This window comes from Streptomyces nymphaeiformis, from assembly GCF_014203895.1.
Taxonomy (GTDB): Bacteria; Actinomycetota; Actinomycetes; order Streptomycetales; family Streptomycetaceae; genus Streptomyces; species Streptomyces nymphaeiformis.
Genome location: NZ_JACHJY010000002.1, coordinates 474,687 through 492,582, shown reverse-complemented (window position 1 = coordinate 492,582; position 17,896 = coordinate 474,687). Strand labels below are relative to the sequence as shown.

At 71.8% G+C, this 17,896-nt stretch carries 16 protein-coding genes; 12 read left to right on the top strand and 4 right to left on the bottom strand.

Annotation, left to right across the window (positions count from 1 at the left end; translation table 11 throughout):
- The first annotated feature begins 43 nt into the window (after positions 1 to 43).
- The 5 genes from GGE06_RS08075 (at position 44) to GGE06_RS08055 (ending at position 6,484) form a co-directional block, all read left to right on the top strand.
- The gene (locus GGE06_RS08075; RefSeq protein WP_184930384.1) at positions 44 to 1,012 is read left to right on the top strand and encodes an alpha/beta fold hydrolase; all 969 of its coding nucleotides are present in this window, start codon (positions 44 to 46) and stop codon (positions 1,010 to 1,012) included.
- Complete coding sequence (locus GGE06_RS08070; protein WP_184930383.1) at positions 1,009 to 1,869, top strand: SDR family NAD(P)-dependent oxidoreductase; 861 nt, start codon at positions 1,009 to 1,011, stop codon at positions 1,867 to 1,869. The genes GGE06_RS08075 and GGE06_RS08070 overlap by 4 nt, the downstream gene beginning before the upstream one ends.
- A 273-nt stretch (positions 1,870 to 2,142) precedes the next feature.
- The gene (locus GGE06_RS08065; protein WP_116157179.1) at positions 2,143 to 2,325 is read left to right on the top strand and encodes an SflA family class IV lanthipeptide; all 183 of its coding nucleotides are present in this window, start codon (positions 2,143 to 2,145) and stop codon (positions 2,323 to 2,325) included.
- Between the two features lie 2 nt (positions 2,326 to 2,327).
- Positions 2,328 to 4,883, top strand: a complete 2,556-nt coding sequence (gene lanL, locus GGE06_RS08060; RefSeq protein ID WP_184930382.1) for a class IV lanthionine synthetase LanL — start codon at positions 2,328 to 2,330, stop codon at positions 4,881 to 4,883.
- A 92-nt stretch (positions 4,884 to 4,975) separates the two neighbouring features.
- Positions 4,976 to 6,484: a DUF4246 domain-containing protein gene (locus tag GGE06_RS08055; protein ID WP_184930381.1), complete on the top strand. Its 1,509-nt coding sequence runs from the start codon at positions 4,976 to 4,978 to the stop codon at positions 6,482 to 6,484.
- Between the two features lie 81 nt (positions 6,485 to 6,565).
- Here the strand turns inward: GGE06_RS08055 and GGE06_RS08050 are convergent, their stop codons facing one another.
- On the bottom strand, positions 6,566 to 7,228 hold the full coding sequence (locus tag GGE06_RS08050) for a deoxynucleoside kinase (RefSeq protein ID WP_116157182.1): 663 nt from the start codon (positions 7,226 to 7,228) through the stop codon (positions 6,566 to 6,568).
- A 352-nt stretch (positions 7,229 to 7,580) separates the two neighbouring features.
- Between GGE06_RS08050 and GGE06_RS08045 the strand changes: the two genes are divergently transcribed.
- Positions 7,581 to 9,443, top strand: a complete 1,863-nt coding sequence (locus GGE06_RS08045; RefSeq protein WP_246532377.1) for an alpha/beta-hydrolase family protein — start codon at positions 7,581 to 7,583, stop codon at positions 9,441 to 9,443.
- Positions 9,444 to 9,462: 19 nt separating this feature from the next.
- Here the strand turns inward: GGE06_RS08045 and GGE06_RS08040 are convergent, their stop codons facing one another.
- Together GGE06_RS08040 and GGE06_RS08035 are read right to left on the bottom strand one after the other, a co-directional pair.
- Positions 9,463 to 10,236, bottom strand: coding sequence for a CPBP family intramembrane glutamic endopeptidase (locus GGE06_RS08040; RefSeq protein ID WP_184930380.1), 774 nt, complete (start codon positions 10,234 to 10,236; stop codon positions 9,463 to 9,465).
- Between the two features lie 46 nt (positions 10,237 to 10,282).
- A complete protein-coding gene (locus tag GGE06_RS08035; protein ID WP_116157184.1) occupies positions 10,283 to 10,465 on the bottom strand; it encodes a CsbD family protein in 183 nt (60 codons plus the stop codon).
- A 172-nt stretch (positions 10,466 to 10,637) separates the two neighbouring features.
- Here GGE06_RS08035 and GGE06_RS08030 point away from each other — a divergent pair, with 172 nt between their 5' ends.
- The 3 genes from GGE06_RS08030 (at position 10,638) to GGE06_RS08020 (ending at position 13,992) form a co-directional block, all read left to right on the top strand.
- Positions 10,638 to 11,027, top strand: a complete 390-nt coding sequence (locus GGE06_RS08030; protein ID WP_116157185.1) for a TOBE domain-containing protein — start codon at positions 10,638 to 10,640, stop codon at positions 11,025 to 11,027.
- Between the two features lie 117 nt (positions 11,028 to 11,144).
- Complete coding sequence (gene modA, locus GGE06_RS08025; protein ID WP_116157186.1) at positions 11,145 to 11,957, top strand: molybdate ABC transporter substrate-binding protein; 813 nt, start codon at positions 11,145 to 11,147, stop codon at positions 11,955 to 11,957.
- Between the two features lie 91 nt (positions 11,958 to 12,048).
- Complete coding sequence (locus GGE06_RS08020) at positions 12,049 to 13,992, top strand: ABC transporter permease (protein ID WP_116157187.1); 1,944 nt, start codon at positions 12,049 to 12,051, stop codon at positions 13,990 to 13,992.
- Between the two features lie 70 nt (positions 13,993 to 14,062).
- Here GGE06_RS08020 and GGE06_RS08015 read toward each other — a convergent pair whose 3' ends face one another.
- Entirely contained in the window at positions 14,063 to 14,482 is a 420-nt protein-coding gene (locus GGE06_RS08015) for a TOBE domain-containing protein (RefSeq protein WP_184930612.1), read from the bottom strand.
- A gap of 457 nt (positions 14,483 to 14,939) precedes the next feature.
- Here GGE06_RS08015 and GGE06_RS08010 point away from each other — a divergent pair, with 457 nt between their 5' ends.
- The 3 genes from GGE06_RS08010 to GGE06_RS08000 all read left to right on the top strand — a co-directional run bounded on the left by GGE06_RS08010 (position 14,940) and on the right by GGE06_RS08000 (position 17,876).
- The gene (locus GGE06_RS08010; RefSeq protein ID WP_184930379.1) at positions 14,940 to 16,016 is read left to right on the top strand and encodes a hypothetical protein; all 1,077 of its coding nucleotides are present in this window, start codon (positions 14,940 to 14,942) and stop codon (positions 16,014 to 16,016) included.
- A gap of 40 nt (positions 16,017 to 16,056) precedes the next feature.
- Complete coding sequence (locus GGE06_RS08005; RefSeq protein WP_184930378.1) at positions 16,057 to 17,148, top strand: hypothetical protein; 1,092 nt, start codon at positions 16,057 to 16,059, stop codon at positions 17,146 to 17,148.
- A 116-nt stretch (positions 17,149 to 17,264) separates the two neighbouring features.
- Positions 17,265 to 17,876, top strand: a complete 612-nt coding sequence (locus tag GGE06_RS08000) for a hypothetical protein (protein WP_184930377.1) — start codon at positions 17,265 to 17,267, stop codon at positions 17,874 to 17,876.
- Positions 17,877 to 17,896: the final 20 nt, after the last annotated feature.

Here is a 17,896-nt window from a genome sequence, read left to right as displayed (position 1 = left end):
CGTGACCCGCGGGACCCCGGCGGCCCCGGAAGAGGGAGCCGCCGTGACCAGGGGCACCGCGACCACGCCGGAAGGCGGAGCCGCCGCCGAGGACCTGTTCGTCGACCTGCCGGCCGGCCCTCGGCTCGCGTACCGGGTGCACGGCCCGGCCGACGGCGAACCGCTGCTGCTGGTCGCCGGCCTCGGCCTCGACCTCACCTCCTGGCCGGCCCCTCTGGTGGACGGGTTCACCGACCGCGGCTTCCGGGTGGTGCGGTTCGACAACCGGGACGCCGGCCGGTCCAGCCGGATCGCCGCGCCGCCGCCGGGCCGGACGCGCCAGCTGCTGGCCCGGCCCCGCCCCGACGCGTACGACCTGGCCGACATGGCCGCCGACGCCCTGGGCCTCCTGGACGCCCTGGGCATCGACCGGGCCCACGTGGTCGGCATGTCGATGGGCGGCATGATCGGGCAGACCCTCGCGGCCCGCCACCCCGACCGGGTCGCCACTCTCACCTCGATCTTCTCTACCACCGGCGACCGTCGGGTCGGCCGGCCCGCCTGGTCGACCGTCGCGCGGCTGGTCAAGCCCGCGGCCGCCACCGTCGAGGAGTCCGTGACCCGGCACCTGGAGTTGATGGCGCACATCGGCGGCCCCGGCTTCCCGCCCGACGAGGCGTGGGAGCGGGCCTGGGCGACCGCCGTGTGGGAGCGCACGGGAGGCGGTCGCTCCGGCGCGCCGGTGGCCCGGCAGATCGACGCCATCCGCGCCTCCGGCGACCGCACCGCCGAACTGCGCCGGATCACCGCGCCCACGCTGGTCGTGCACGGGGACCGCGACCTCATGGTGCATCCCAGCGGTGGCCGCGCCACGGCCGCCGCGATCCGCGGCGCCCGGCACGTGGAGATCGCGGGCATGGGCCACCATCTGGCTCCCGGCGTCCTCGGCCGTCTCGTCGAGCTCACCACCGAACTCGCCCGTACCCACGGGGCCCGCCCCGTGCCCGCCCCATCGACAGGAGAACCCGTATGAGCAACAGCGTGCGCGACAAGGTGGCCGTCGTCACGGGCGCCGGCTCCGGCATCGGACGCCGACTGGCCTTCGAACTGGCCAAGCGCGGCGCCCGGTTGGCCGTCAGCGACGTCGACGACATCGGCCTCGGCGAGACCGCCGACCGGGCCAGGGCGCTGGGCGCCGAGGTGCACACCGCGCGCCTCGACGTCAGCGACCGTGCCGAGGTGGAGACGTACGCCGCGGCCGTGGCCGCGCACTACGGGGTGGTGCACCAGATCTACAACAACGCCGGGATCAGCGGCGGCGGTCAGACGGTCCTGGAGGCGGACTGGGAGGTCTACGACCGGACGCTCGCGGTCAACCTGTTCGGTGTCATCCACGGCACCAAGGCCTTCCTGCCGCACCTGATCGCCTCCGGCGACGGGCACGTGGTCAACGTCTCCAGCCTCAACGGCTATCTGGCGCAGCCCACCCTCTCGGCCTACTGCGCGAGCAAGTTCGGCGTCCGGGGGTTCACCGAAGCGCTGCGCACCGAGCTGTTGAGCGAGCGCCTGCCGGTCCGGGTGACCGTGGTCCACCCCGGCGGCGTGAAGACCAACATCGCCACCGCCACCCTGTCGCAGGCACGCGACCAGGGCCTCGCCCCGACGGCGGCCCAACTCGACCGCACGCGCGTGTACAACGACAAGCTCCTGAAGATGCCCGCCTCACAGGCCGCCCGCGTCATCGTCGACGGCGTGGAGGCCGGCGCCCCGCGCATCCGCGTCGGCTCCGACGCCAGGACCGCGGACCGGCTTGTCCGCCTGCTGCCGGGCCTGTACCCGAAGCTGACCGCCGCGGTCGAGCGGAAGCTGTTCGGCGTCGCTGGGCGGTGACCGAGGACTGCGCGTGCGGCGCGTCAGTCCGCCGCCGGGGACGCGGCGCGGCGGGCACTCGGCTGATTGCGAGGACGGTACTCCACGCTTCGAATGCGGAATCCGCCGTCCGTTCCGGAACGTGGGAGTCCTCGAGAGTGGCGTCTGCGGCCCTCTTGCCAGCGCGTTCGACCGCTCCCTACCTTTGTGCAGCGAGTCCCGGCCCAGTGGGTCCACCGGCCCGCGTCGGCCATTGTCCGCTCCTCAACGCACGACACACCATGGAGGCGTCACATGCCCTTAGCCGTGCCGGATCTTCTGGAAACCGACGGATTCCGCGACGCGGGTCTGCTGGAGATCGACGACGAGGCGATCGCGTTCGAGGACGACGACCGCGGTGACCGCGAGCACACGGCGTGTCTCGCCGACCCCTGGGTGACCGCCACCACCCGCTTCGCCTGTGACCTGAACTCGTAGCGGTGGCCGTTTCCATCGCCGGCCGCAGCGGCTGGTCCGACGACACGTGGTCGTACCTCAACGATCCGCGGATGCCGGCGATGGAACACGGATGGAAACTGCACGTCTCGGCACGTCCCGGCGACCTCGACGCCGTGACCCGACTCGTCCTGCCGGTGCTGGCCCGGTACGTCTGCCACGCGAAGTTCGCCCGTGGCCCGGAGACACTGCGCCGCCTCAACTCCGGGGTGGTGAGCGCCGGAGCCGTCGGCAAGGCGATCACCGTCTACCCCGTGGCCGACGCCGTGGTCGACGTGGCCAGGGACCTCGCCGCCGTACTGCGCGACCGGGAGGGCCCGCGGGTCGTCAGCGATCGGCGGGTCGACCCCAGGGCCCCCGTCTACTACCGCTACGGCCCCTTCACCGGCGACTACCGCACCGGCCGGAGCGGACGACTCGAGTCCGTCATGACCGGGCCCGACGGCCGGATCTTCGACGGCCTGGCCGTCGGCCGCTACCGGTGCCCGCCCTGGGCCGAGGACCCCTTCGCGATCGGCTCCGGACGCGGTGACGAGCCGGCCTCCGCGCCCGGCTTCGACGGCGGGCGCTACACCGTCACCGCGGGCATCGCGCGCGCACCCCGCGGAAACGTCTACCGCGCGGTCGACCGCGCCCAAGGGCGGCCGGTGGTGGTCAAACAGGCGAGGGCCTTCGTGGGCGAGGACGAATCCGGTACGGACGCCCGCCACCGGCTGCGCAACGAGCGCACGGTCCTGACCGCGCTCGACGGCGTCACCGGCGTGCCGCGCGCACTGGACTACTTCGCTCACCGGACGGACGAGTACCTGGTGATGAGCGACTGCGGCACGCGAGACCTGCGCAGGGACGTTCTGCTGAACGGCCCCTACCGGGCCGACGGCACCCGGTCGGCGCGCGCCCTCTCCGTCCTCGCTTCCCGGCTCCTTGCCATCCTGGACGCGATCCACGGTCGGAACGTGGTCGTCCGCGACCTCAAGCCCGACAACGTCGTACTCGACGACGCGGGCCCCGGCCGGTGCCACATGATCGACTTCGGGATCAGCGAGTGGAACGGCTCCGGCCCCGGAGGGGCGACCCCCGGCTACAACGAGCCCGTTCTGCCCCCGACGGGACCGGCCTCCCCCGCCGACGACTACTACGCCCTCGGGGCGACCCTCTTCTTCGCCGCCACCGGCATGGACCCGGTGATCGTCGACACCGACCACGAGGTCAACCGGGACCGGACCCTGGCCTGCCTGGCAGGGGCACTCCCCGGGGAGGTCCACCGGGGCATCCGGGCCTCGATCACCGGCCTGCTGAGCTTCGACCCGGCCGTACGGACCGTCTCGGCCGGCCGTCTGCGCTCCGGCACGCCCGGAACCGTGCGCGGGCCCGCGCGCCCCAGGATCGACGACGACCTGCTGGACGAGATCATCGCGCACACGACCGCCTTCTGCGTCGGCGAAGCGCGGGCGATCGTGGACCCGGAACGGGCCGCACAGCTGAACGTCCCCACCTCGATCGACGTCTACGGCGGCAGTTCGGGGCTCGGCCTCGAACTCCTGCACCATGCGCACCGGCCCCATGTGCGGTCGGCCGTCACCGAGTTGGCACGCTGGACCGCGGGTCAGAAGAGGAACCTGGCGCCCGGCTTCTACACCGGGCGCACCGGCGTCGAACTCTTCCTCACGAAGGCGGAGGCGGGGACGGGGATGGGGACGGGGACGGACGCCGAGGCGCAGTCGGGACACCCCGTCCTGCCGGACCGCGCGCCGGACGGCGGGCCCCCGGAGGCGGACCTGATCGCGGGCGCCGCCGGAATCGGCCTCGGCCGGCTGCTCCTCGCCCGGCACGCCCTCGGGTCCGGTCAGCGGCCTGCCGCGGACCGGCACCTCGCCGTCGCCGCCGACTGCGACCGAATGCTGGCATCGGGCACCGCCCGGCTGACCCCGACCGGTGCGGACACGGCCGGCAGCGCCGCACTCCGCGAGGGCATCGCGCACGGCGAGGCGGGCGTCGCCTGGTTCCTGCTCGAGTACGGCGCCGCGACCGGGGACCCGGACGCGATCAGCCGCTCCGAGAAGGCCGCCGCGCACCTGGCCGCCCTGACACCGGACGTCATCGCGGCGGCGGCCGCACCGGGCGCGACGCGCCGCTACGGCTCGTGGTGCCGGGGCCTGGCCGGCATCGGGTCCGTACTCGTGCGGGCCGCCGACCTCCTCGACGAGCCCGGGTACCTCGACCTCGCCCGGCGGGCCGCGCGGGCCTGCGCCGCACTGGCCCCGCGGATGCCGCTGGTCACGCAGTGCTGCGGGCTGGCCGGAGCGGGCGAACTGATGGTGGACCTCGCGGAGGCGTCCGCGTCCGAGGAGTTCCGGGACGCGGCCGAGACCGTCGCCCTGCTCATCCTGAGCCGCAGCGGCGGCACTTGGTCGCGGCCGGTGTTCCCGGACACCGGTCTCACCCGGGCGAGCGCCACGTGGGCCGGTGGCTCCGCGGGCGTGCTCGCCTTCTTCCGACGCCTGCACGACCTGGGCGGCCCACGGCTCGGGTTCGCCTGAGTCGGACGAGCCCGCCTTCGTCCACCGAGGCGGTGTCAGTCGGCTGACGTATCCTTCCCGGCACCTCACACCGACTGGTAGGACCAAGACCATTGACTGACCTGTCCGCTTTCCCGCTGCCCTTCCACACGGCCCGTTCCCTGCCGTTCGCGGATCCCCGAACGCTGCGGGAGCTTCAGATGATGCAGTGCAGCTCGCACCTCCGGGCGAAGCCCGGATGGTTCGACAAGATGAACGACGCCGACATCGTCGCCCGGTGGACGCGGGAAGCACTCGACCAGGGCCTCACCGAGGCGCAGATACGTTACGTACTCGCAGAACTCGCGCACTACGCCGCGCTGCGGGACGAGCGAACCGGCATCGAGGTGTCCGCCGTCGACGGGGTGTGGCACTCGGACGCCTTGGTCGACGACGAGCTCAGGAGCCGGCTGCGCGGCGCGGTCCGGGTGCTGGAAGAGGTCCCCGAGGCAGAACTGGACTGGCATCCCGGCTCCGACGGCCAGGTGCTCGACCTGGTTCATCCCTCCCTGTTCTGCCTCGTGAACGGGGTGAGCGGCGCTCCCGAGCAGGCCTGGCGGAACCCGACGAACCACTACTCGCGGTACGAGTTCTCGGAGAGGTTCCAGTGGCTGCCCACGGACGTCGACGTCACGGACGACGGCGACGTCGCCTTCCGGTCGTACGTCAACAACGTCCACCCCGAGACCCACGGCGAACTGGCCGCCGTTCTCCCGGACTTGTTCGCGCGCATGCGCCCGCTGTTCGAGAACGTGCTCACCGATCTGCGCCATCCTCGGCCCCCGCGGATCGAGGCCGATCCGTACGGATGGTACGGCCCGGAACCGGAGTATCCGGACAAGGCCTCCTACAGCGACGACGAGGCCTACGAGGAAGCCCGCCGCGCATGGAATCGGGCCCAGGACGAATGGTGGGAGAACCGCCGCCCGGTCGTCCCGGACGCCCCGGCCTACACCCCGCCCGAGTCCCCCGAGGAGTCCGCCCGGATCGACCTGCGCGGGCGGAGCCTCCAGGTCATCGTCAAGCTCGCCACCATCCGCCTCACGCCGGACAAGCCCGAGTACCAGGGCGGTTCCTGGCATGTGGAGGGGATGCTGAACGAGCGGATCGTCTCGACCGGCATCTATTACTGGGACAGCGAGAACATCACGGAAAGCCGCTTGAGTTTCCGGGCGGCGCTGGACGACCCGGACTACGAACAGAACGACGACGACGGTCTGCGTGACGTCTACGGTCTCGAGGACGAGGACGCGCTGAACCAGGTTCTGGGATCCGCGTCGACGCCGGAGGGCCGCTGCCTGGCGTTCCCGAACGTCCTGCAGCACCGCGTCGGCTCGTTCCGCCTCGCGGACACCACCCGTCCGGGGCATCGCAAGATCCTCGCGTTCTTCCTGGTCGACCCGTCGGAGAGGATCGTCTCGACGTCCGACGTGCCGCCGCAGCAGCCGTGGTCCGACACGTCGACCATGACGCTGGAACAGGCCGAGGAGTACCGCGAAGAGCTCATGCGGGAACGCAAGTTCTTCGTCGACGAACACAACGAGCAGCTCTACGAGCGGGAGTTCTCGCTCTGCGAGCACTGACGGCTCGGGCGCGGCCGGCCGCGCGGCCCGGAGGGCCGCCGAAGCGGCGGGGACGGTGTTCTCCCCCGCCGCTTCGGCGCCTCAGGCGCGGGACCTGGCGGCGACCAGCGCGTCCTTGACCTCCTGCGCCACGCGGGCCGCGTCGTCCGCGTTGTTCACCACGTCGGTGCGGTTCATGTCGATCACCAGGACCTCGCTGGCCGAGTAGTGCTTGTGCACCCAGTCGTCGTAGCCGGACCACAGCGTCCGGTAGTACTCCACGAGGGCCTCGTCCTGCTCGAAGTCACGGCCGCGCAGCCCGATGCGGTGCAGCACGGTCTCGAAGTCCGCCTTGAGGTAGACCATGAGGTCGGGTGCCTTGCGGTACGGCAGGGCGTCGATCTCGCGCATCATCTCGTTCAGCAGGCCCTCGTACACCTGCATCTCGAGGGAGCTGATGCGGCCCAGGTCGTGGTTGACCTTGGCGAAGTACCAGTCCTCGTAGATCGACCGGTCGAGGACGTTGTCGCCCTGCTTGTACGCCTCCTTGATCGACGCGAACCGGGTCTGCAGGAAGTACAGCTGGAGCAGGAAGGGGTAGCGCTTCGCCTGGATCTCCTCGGGGCTCGCCGTGTAGAAGAGCGGCAGGATCGGGTTGTCGTCCACGCTCTCGTAGAAGACGTCGCTGCCGAGCGCCTTCGCGAGCAGCTCGGCCACGCTCGTCTTGCCGATCCCGATCATGCCTCCGACGCAGATCACCGACATACCTCACTTCTCCCTGGAGACTTCCGTTCGCGGGCGGGGACCGGGCTCCCCGCACCACTGTGACGCGTGGCGACGGCCACTCGATTCCCAAGGATCGGCATGATCAGTGTCACGTGGTCCGCCCGCCCCCCTGAGGCCCGGCCCGGACCGCCGTCCTCGGCGGGTCCGACCGGCCGCTTCGCGGGTGCCGCCCGGAGAGACGAGTCATCGCCTCCCGGCCGCCTTGAAGCATAGATGACGAGTCACCCCAGGTCGGCCCGGTGGACAGGGCCCCGGCCCTTCGGAACGCACGGAGGAGTCACCGGTGGCAGGCCGGGTCGGGCCTTGGGATCATTTGTCCCGGAGGACAGCCATGGCTCCTGATGCACACAAGCCTTCGCCGGACGGCTCTCCGGACCCCGAGGAAGCCGACGGCCCCGAGCCTGCCGACGGTCCCGAACCGACGGACGGTGCCGAGCCGACCGCCGATGCCGAACCGACCGCCGACGCCGAGCCGACCGCCAGTGCCGAGTCGGCCGATGGCACCGAACCGACCGCCGGCGCCGAGCCGCCCGAAAGCACTGAGCCGGCCGAGGGTGCCGGAAAGCGACGTTGGTCGCCGCGGCTCACGCTCCCCGGCTGCTGGGGCGCGCTGCTCCTCGCCTGTCTCTCCTTCACCCCGTCGCTGCTGCCCCGCGGCGGGGTGCTCCAGGGGCTGATCTGCGGCATCAGCGCGGCCATCGGCTACGGGCTCGGTGTGATCGCGGCCTACGTGTGGCGCGCGTTCGCCGACCGCGAGGCACGCGAGGCGTCGCGCAGGTCGTGGCAGGTCCTCGTCGTCTGCGGGATCGCGCTGTTCGGTCTGTCGTTCGGATTCGGCCAGTACTGGCAGCACGAGATCCGCCAACTCATGGGGGTCACCGAATACAACGTCCTCGCCGCCGTCGCCTGTCCCTTCATCGCCGTGCTCGTCTTCTGGCTCATCCTGCTCGCGGGCCGTGGGCTGCGGCGCCTGTACCGGTGGCTCGCCCGTCTCCTCCGCCGCTGGATCGGGCCGCGCGCGGCCCGGGTCGTCGGCTGGGTCGTGGTGGCCGGCCTGGCGTGGTCGGTCATCAGCGGCGTCCTGCTCTCCGGCTTCGTGAACGCGGCCAACGAGGCGTTCTCGCTGCGCGACACGACGACGCCGGAAGGCATCCACCAGCCCACGTCCACGCTGCGGTCCGGCGGACCCGGCTCGCTGGTGCCGTGGGACACGCTGGGCTACCAGGGCCGGGCCTTCGCCGGCAGCGGTCCGACGGCCCGGGACATCGGCGCCTTCACCCACCGCCCGGCCCAGGAGCCCGTCCGGGCCTACGCCGGGCTCCAGACCGCCGACGACACGGAAGCGCGCGCCGAGCGGGCCGTCGCCGACCTTCAGCGGGCCGGCGGTTTCAAGCGCGCGAACCTGCTGGTCATGACGACCACGGGAAGCGGCTGGGTCGACCCCGCCGCCGTGGACTCGTTCGAGTACCTCGGCGACGGCGACTCCGCCACCGTGGCGATGCAGTACTCCTACCTGCCGTCGTGGCTCTCCTATCTCGTGGACCAGTCCAAGGCGCGCCAGGCCGGCCGGGAGCTCTTCGACGCGGTCTACGACGTCTGGTCCAAGCTGCCCCAGGACCAGCGTCCGCGGTTGTTCGTCGCCGGCGAGAGCCTGGGGTCCTTCGGCGGCGAGGCGGCCTTCAGCGGCGAGTACGACCTGCGCAACCGCACCGCCGGCACCCTGTTCGCCGGTCCCCCGAACTTCAACACCCTGTTCCGCGAGTTCAGTGACCACCGGGACGCGGGCAGCCCGGAGATCGAGCCCGTCTACAAGCAGGGGTGGACCGTACGGTTCACCGACGACCCGACCACCGGGATCACCCCGGCGGACGAGCCCTGGAACGGCACGCGGGTGCTGTACCTCATGCACCCGTCCGACCCGATCGTCTGGTGGAGTCCGAACCTGGCGCTTTCCGAGCCCGACTGGATCGGCGAGGCGCCCGGCAGCGACGTGCTGGAAGGGATGTTCTGGATCCCCTTCGTCACCTTCTGGCAGGTCACGGCGGACCTGCCGTTCTCCACGGGCGTACCGGACGGCCACGGCCACACGTACAAGGCGGCGTACGTCGACGGCTGGAACGCCGTCATGCGGCCGTCGGGCTTCACGTCCCAGGACCTGGACCGGTTGAGGGACATCATCCACCCTGATCATTGAGCCCCGTGCGGGCGGGAAGTCAGCGGAGCAGGAACCCGGCGACGTAGCCGAGCGCGTTGACCGCCCAGTGCAGGCCCATGGGCGCCAGCACGCTGCCGCTGCGGCGGCGCAGCTCGCAGAGGAGGACGCCCGCCGCGGCCGTGAACAGCACCGCGCCCGTGATCGCGAGCACGGAGCCGAATGCGCCGTCTCCGACGACCGTGGTCAGCGCGGGCTTCGCGGTCGCCAGGCCCAGGGACGGCAGGATGTGCCACAGGCCGAACAGCAGACTCGACACCGTCGTCGCCCAGACGGTCCCCCGGGCCCGGCGCACCAGCCCGTAGAGCACCCCGCGGAAGGCGATCTCCTCCACCAGGACGGTGCCGACGGGGACGACCACGAGAACGCGCGCCGCCAGCTCGCTCCCCGTCATCCCTTCGTACCGCCGGTCCTCGAACAGCGACCGCGTGTCCGGCAGCAGCGCTCCGACGGCGTAGACGAGTCCGACGAGTCCCACCAGGGCCAGCCCCCACTTCGCGCCACGGGCCAGGGTCCCGGGCGCCAGCCCCGCGTCCGCGAGGGTGCCTCCCGCCCAGCGGAGCACCCCGAGCAGCGACGCGCTGACCGCGACGGCCGTCAGCAGGCGCAGCGGGCCGGTCAGACCGTGCAACAGGAGGTTGGCCGCGACGAGTAAGACGACCACGAGGCCGACGGCCGGCCAGGTGCCGAGCGGCCCGGACCACCGGCTTCGTGCCCGGTCGTCCGCGGTGCGGTGCTCGGCGCCGTCTGGATCGCGGGAGGGCTCCGGAGTCATACCGTCCTCGACTGTGGCCTTCGGGGCGTCTCGTCCCTCCCCCGGGTCAGTGGTCTCGTTTGAGCGAGTCCCTGATGCCTTCGGCCCGGCGGCGAACGCTCGCCGCCTTCTCCCGGATCTTGACCTTCATCTGGTCCGTCTTGCCCTCGGCCTCGAGGCGCTCGTGGCCGGTGATCTTTCCGGCGATCTCCTTGAGCCTGCCCTTGGCCTTGTCCACGCTGTCGCCCATTCCCGGTGTCCCTCCGTCGCGTCGGTCACCACCCTCCAGGTTAGGTTCGGGCGCCCCGACGTGCTCGCCGGGGCGCCGTCCTCGTCCATTCCTCCAAGCACCCTCGCATTCGCCATGGAGACTCCGACGACTTTGTTGCAGATGAGCAAGATCGGGCCCTACGGTGTCGCATATGCAGTCCTACACCATCGGGCAGGCCGCACGGCTTCTGGGCGTGAGCCCGGACACCGCGCGGCGCTGGGCGGACGCGGGCCGGGTGGCGACCCACCGCGACGAGAGCGGTCGTCGAGTGATCGACGGCAAGTCGCTGGCCGCGTTCTCCGTGGAGATCGCGCAGGGCGACGACGAGGACGCGTCGTACACGTCGGCGCGCAACGCGTTCCCGGGCATCGTCACGGCGATCAAGCTCGGTGACATCGCGGCCCAGGTCACCATCCAGGCCGGACCGCACCGCCTCGTCTCCCTCCTCACCCGTGAGGCCGTGGAGGAACTGGGACTGGAAGTCGGCATGCAGGCCACCGCCCGCGTGAAGTCGACCAGCGTGCACATCGACCGCACCTGACCCCTCACGCAGTACCAGGAGATCTCGACCGTCGCGCGGTCGGCCCCGCTCCACGCCTTTCGCACTTCCGCACCTTCCGTTCTTCCGTTCTTCCGTTCCCAAGGAGCTCAGAGCCTCATGACCTTCACCGTCACCAGACGCCGTGCCGCCGCTGCCGCACTCACCGCCGCCCTCCTCGTCCCGCTCGCGGCCTGCTCGTCGAACGACGACACCGACAAGGGCGCCAGTGGCTCCACCTCCTCCGGCTCGGCCGGCACCGCGCCGAAGGCGAACCTCACCGTCCTCGCCGCCGCGTCCCTGACGGACGTGTTCAAGACGGCCGGCGCCGCGTACGAGAAGTCCCACCCGGGCACGAAGCTCACCTTCTCCTTCGCCGGCTCGCAGGAGCTCGTCGCCCAGGTCTCGCAGGGTTCGCCCGCCGACGTCCTGGTCACCGCCGACACCAAGAGCATGGACAAGGTGAAGGCCGAGACGAGCACCCCGGCGGTCATCGCGAAGAACCGGCTCGTCATCGCCACCGGCAAGGGCAACCCCTTCAAGGTCGACGAGCTGAAGGACCTCGCGGACACCAAGCTCAAGGTCGTCCTCGCCGCCCCCGAGGTACCGGCCGGCAAGTACAGCAAGAAGATCCTCGACGCCCAGAAGATCACCGTGAAGCCGGTCTCCCAGGAGCCCAACGTCCGCGCGGTGCTCAGCAAGGTCGAGCTCGGCGAGGCCGACGCCGGACTCGTCTACAAGACCGACGCCGAGAGCGCCGAGGGCAAGGTCGACGCCGTGGAGATCCCGGACGCGCAGAACGCCGTGGCCTCGTACCCGGCCGCCACGCTGAAGGACTCGAAGAACGCCGAGGCCGCCGCCGCCTTCGTCGCCTGGCTGTCCTCGCCCGAAGGCCAGAAGATCCTCCAGGACGCCGGCTTCCAGAAGCCGTGACCGACCGGGGTCGCTCAGACCGCGGAGGGCTGCCCGCCACGGGGGGACGGGCAGCCCTCCGCTTCTTCTCCTCATGTCTTCGGGATCATCGATGAAACGATCAGGCGCACTCGCGTCCGGTACGCGTCCGCCCCTCACCCTGGTGCTGCCCGCGCTGGCGGCCGTGGCCTTCCTGGCCCTGCCCCTGGTCGGCATCCTCGTACGGACCGAGTGGAGCGCGCTCGCGGACCACCTGAGCTCGCCGGGCACCGTCCAGGCGCTGAAGCTCTCGCTCCTGGTCTCCTTCTGGGCGCTCGGGCTCTCGCTGCTGCTCGGCGTGCCGCTGGCGTGGCTGCTGGCCCGGGTGCCGTTCCGCGGCAAGGCGTTCGTCCGCTCGCTCGTCCTGCTGCCCATGGTGCTGCCGCCCACCGTCGGCGGCGTCGCCCTGCTGCTTGCCTTCGGGCGGCGCGGGCTCCTCGGACCGTGGCTGGAGGGCACCTTCGGCATCACGCTGCCGTTCCACACCTCCGGCGCCGTGCTCGCCGCGACCTTCGTGGCCATGCCCTTCCTGGTCATCAGCCTGGAAGGGGCGCTCGGCGGACTGCGTCTCCGTTACGAGGAGACCGCGGCCTCCCTCGGCGCCTCACCGGTCCGGGTCTTCTTCACGGTCACCCTGCCCATGGTGACGCCCGGAGTCGTCGCCGGCGCGGCCCTCACCTGGGCGCGCGCGCTGGGCGAGTTCGGTGCCACCATCACCTTCGCCGGCAACCTGCCCGGCACCACCCAGACCCTCCCGCTCCAGGTCTACCTGCTGCTCCAGGACGAGCCCGAAGCCGCGACCTCCGTGTCCCTGCTGCTGCTCGCCATCGCCATGGCCGTGCTGATCGCCCTGCGGGGACGGTGGACGGGCACACCGGCCGACCGCGAGCGCCACGCCGGACGCGAGACCGTTGCGGACCCGATCGCCGCGGAGCCGACGGCCGGCGTCGCCCAGGCCCTTCCGCCCGCGCCCTCCGGCGGACGCTGGGCGCTCCGGGCCGAGGTCACGGGCTTCACCCGGCTCACCCTCGACGCCGAGCCCGGCACCACCATCGCCGTCGTCGGCCCCAACGGCGCCGGCAAGACCACCCTGCTGCGGGCGCTCCTCGGCCTCACCCCCCGCGCCCACGCCGACCTCACCCTCGGCGCCGTCGACGTCACCGCCCTGCCCCCGCACCGCCGGCGGGTCGCCTGGGTACCGCAGGACGGCGCGCTCTTCCCGCACCTGACGGCCCTCGCCAACACCGCGTACGGTCTGCGCGCCCAAGGCGTCGCCCGTACGGAGGCACGGCGGGAAGCCCAGGCCTGGCTCGACCGCCTCGGAGTCGGCCACCTCGCCCACCGCCGCCCCGGCCAGCTCTCCGGCGGACAGGCCCAACGGGTCGCCCTGGCCCGCGCGCTCGCCGCCCGCCCCCGGCTCCTCGTCCTCGACGAACCGCTCGCCGCGCTCGACCAGACCACCCGGGCCCACGTACGCCACACGCTGCGCACCCATCTCGCGAGCTTCGGCGGCGTCTGCCTCATCGTGACGCACGACCCCGTCGAGGCCGTGTCGCTCGCCGACCGCGTCCTCGTCCTCGACGAGGGCCGCGCGCTCCAGGACGACAGCCCCACCGAGGTCACGCGCCATCCCCGCTCGCCGTGGGTGGCCCGGATGCTGGGCCGCAACGCCTGGCCGGGCACCGCCACCGCGGAGGGCCTCGCGCTCGACGCCGGCGGTGTCCTGGTCGCGACCGATCCGCCGGCGGTCGGCACCGCGGCGCTCGCGATCGTCGCGCCCGAGGCGGTGTCGATCCACCGCGAGAAGCCGGGCGGCAGCCCCCGTAACGTCTGGCCCGGCACCGTACGCGAGATCACCGCGAGCGGCAGCCGGCTGCGCGTCCTGATCACCTCCGAGAAGGCGCCCGACCTCGTCGCCGAGATCACCCCGCAGGCCGCCGCCGAACTCGGCCTCGCCGACGGGGTGTCCGTCTGGACCAGCGTCAAGGCGACCGAGGCCACGGTCGTGGCCGTCTGACCGGCCGTGAACGAAGTCGAGGGCCGTGCTCCGTCCGGAGCACGGCCCTCGTGCATGACGGAGTTCCCGGTCAGGCGGCGGAGACGGAGATCTCGGTCGACTTGATCAGGGCGACGACGGCGGTGCCGGGCTTCAGGCCGAGGTCCTCGACGGCGTCCTTGGTGATGGCGGCGGTCAGTTCCCCGCCCTCGACGGAGACCTTCACGGACGCCATGGCACCGCCGGTCGAGACCTCGGTGACGGAGCCGGCGAGCTGGTTACGGATCGAGATGCCCTCGACCGGGCCGGTCGCGAGGGCGACCTCGGTGGACTTCACGAGGGCCCTGACCGCGGAGCCCTCGGCCAGTGCGAGGTCCTTGACGGCGTCGGCGGTGATCGCGGCGGTGACGTCCTGACCGCCTGCCAGGCGCACCTTCACGGACGCCATGGCCTCGCCCGTGGTGACGGCGGTGACGGTGCCGGGGAGCTGGTTACGAATGGACAGGGTCATGGAGAACGCCTCGCAGAGCCGGAAACGAGCGGTGGTCGCTTCCATCCTCGCGCCTTCGGAAAAGGTCCGCCCGTCGCGGATCCCGCACCGAGGTGCGCGGAACACACCGGCTGACGTGAACCGCACCAGCAAGACGTCAGCGCACACGCACCTTGCAGATGTGCCCCGTTGAGGCCCGATCACCTCTTGGATGATCCACTGCACTCAGGGTGTCCCCGGCCGGATATTTCTGTGCCCAGATCCAATCGCCCCGGCGGTTCCCCGACTGCTTGACTGACTTCCACCGGCCCCGTCGCGGAGGAGTGGCTCTCGCCGCGACGGAACTGCCGGCCAGGAGGTCCCTGCGTGCCGTGCGCGGTGTTCGGCACGCAGGGGGTCCTTCTTCACGGGACTGCGCTCGAACCGTCCTTCGAGCCCCGGTCACCGTCCATGTCGACCATCAGAGAGATGGGATCCGATGACAGGAAACACGTCGCTGCGCCTTGCTCCGAGCAGGGTGCTGGTCCTCGGCGCGGCGCTGGCCCTGGCCGTGCCGGGCACCGCCTACGCCAACACCGTGAGCGTGACGGTGAAGACCCCCGGGGCCACCAGCGGCCCCGCCTCCGCCAACTCCGAGATCTCGACCCACGCGGACTGTGCCGGCGGTCTCGTCTCCGGCGGTGGGATCAACCAGGCCGTCGGCACCGGCGCCGGCGCGAACGGCAACCACGTCAACGGCACTTCGCCCAGCTCCGACGGCACCACCGAGTACACCGGCTCCACCGGTGTCGTCGGCACCGACGTGACGCACTGGCTCGGCATCGGCGGGAGCGGGGGCCAGGTCAGCGCCTCCTTCTCCACCACGCCTTACGCCCTGTGCTTCACCAGCAGCCTGATCAACCACACCCAGGTCGTCATGAACAAGGCCAACACCCCCACCGCCGGGGCGACCGTGGGCCGCGTCACCGCGACCTGCCCCGCCAACACCCGCCTCCTCGGCGGCGGCGCCCGTACCGCTCCGGGCGACACGGGCGGCTTCAAGACGATCGCGAGCTACCCCACCTTCAACGACTCCGCGCACGCCTTCGGCGCGAAGGCCGCGGCGGACGGGGAGACCGACCCCGACTCCTGGTCGGCGGTCGGGTGGGACTCCGGCGCCAACAGCGCCGACTACACGTACGCGTACGCGATCTGCAGCGGTAGCGGCATCAACGTCAGCGGCGCCACGGTGAAGGTCCGCTACGCCGAGGTCGGCGGCCCGACCACCGGGAGCACCGGCCAGACGGCGACCGTGGGCTGTGGGCAGGGCGACGGGAACCTGGTCGGCGGCGGTGCCGCGATCAGCGGGGGCAGCGTGACCACCACCGCCTTCACCGGTCCGGGTTCGCACGGTGACCACCTCAACGGCAGCTTCCCCAGCACGTCCGGCGGCGCCGCCGTCGGCGACGGGACCACCACGGCGGCGTACTGGACGGCCTCCGCCCACACCGGAGGCCAGTCCTCACCCGGCACCTCCACCGACGTATGGGCCCTGTGCGCCAACGACGGCGTCTGAGCCGGCCGGCCATGCGCATGAACACACGGGAGAGAGTTCGATGAGCACGAGAATCCGGCGGGGCTCCGCCACGGGCAAGGCCCTGATCCTGGCCGCGCTGCTGACCGTCGCGGTGCCGGGGGCCGCGTACGCCAAGACCGTCGACGTCGCCGTCGTCACCCCCGGGGCCACCATGGGCCCCGCGACTCCCTTCACCGGGATCTCCTCGCACGCCGACTGCCCCGACGGCCTCGTCTCCGGCGGCGGGGCCGACCAGGCCATCGGCAGCGACGAGATGTCCAACGGCAACCACGTGATGGGCATGGTGCCCAGTGCCGACGGCGCCACGGAGTACACGGACGCGCCCGGGGTCGTCGGCACCGACGCCACGCACTGGATGGCGTTCGGCGGAAGCGGGAGCCGCAGCAGCGAGGCCTTCTCCACCACCCCGTACGCGATCTGCCTCACCAGCAACCTCATCAGGCACACGCAGGTCGTCATGAACAAGGCCCAGGGACCGTCCGCCGGGCTGTCCTCCAAGCTCGTGACGGCGACCTGCCCGGCCGGCACCGTCCTGATCGGCGGCGGCGCCCGCACCACCCCGGCCAGTGTCGGCAGCCTCAAGCCGGTCGCGAGCTTTCCCACGTTCGACGACGCCGGGCACCACTTCGGCTCGATCGCGGCGGGCGACGGTGAGCGCGACCCCGACTCCTGGACGGCGGTCGGCGGGATCGGCGGCGGACGCGGCGAGGACAACATGACCTACGCGTACGCGATCTGCAGCACGGACGACATCGACCTCGAGCACGTCTCCACGACGGTGCGCTTCACCGAGGTCAGCGGCCCGAACACGGCCTCCACGGGCCAGACGGCGACGGCCGGCTGCTCCCGAGGAGAAGGGCGGCTCGTCAGTGGCGGCGCGGCGATCAGCGGCGGCAACGTGACCACGACCGACTTCAGCAAGGCGACCTCGGGCGGCCCCCACCTCAACGGCAGCTTCCCCAGCGACGCCGTCGGCACCCCGGTCGGCGACGGAGGCGCCGACCCGTCGTACTGGACGGCGGCCACCCACAGCGGGGGTTCGCCCTCGCAGGGCAGCTACTCCGACGTCTGGGCGCTCTGCCTGGACGTTCAGCACGGGCACAAGCGGTAGGCACGCCCCCGGACCCCGCATCGCCAATTGGCTTTTCAACAACTCCGTGGTGTAGAAAGCTCCGTCGATCAATCATGATCACGTCACAGAGCACTCTCATTCGGGGGAATGGAAGAATGACCTCAACTCGCCGTGTCCTCAGCGCGATCGCGCTCCTCGCCGCCCTGAGCGGCGTCGCCGCCTGCGGGCCGGAGGACCCCACCGCCGAGGGCGTGACCGGAGGTTCGGGCAGCAGCGCCTCGCCGTCGGCCTCGCCGTCCAAGACCTCGGACTCCGGCGAGGCCGGAGACGGCCCGGCCGATGACGTCGACGGCGACGGAAAGGGCGGCGACTGCGGCAAGCCGCCGACCCTGCCCGCGGGCGTCCTGAAGGTGAAGGTCGAGCTGATGCGTGACGCCGGCGGCTTCGAGGCCGCGGAGGCCAAGCCGCACTGCACGCCGAACGACTGGATCTACGGCGCCGACAAGGGCGACCCGACCAAGCACTACGTCCTCCCCGGGAACGTCAAGGCGTTCCTGGCCCTGGCCGCCGGCCCGGGCCAGTGGAAGCAGGTCGACCACGAGCAGCTGGCGCTGCACGTCGACCGCTGCCTCGCCGAGGAGATCGGGGCCCCCACCGACGACTACCCCAAGGTGGAGGCGCCCTACGGCTGCTTCGGCAACGTCTACGAGATCACGCTGAACGCCAAGGGCGAAGTGGACACGATGAAGGAGATCTGGAGCGTCTGACGACCTCCGAACACCCGGCC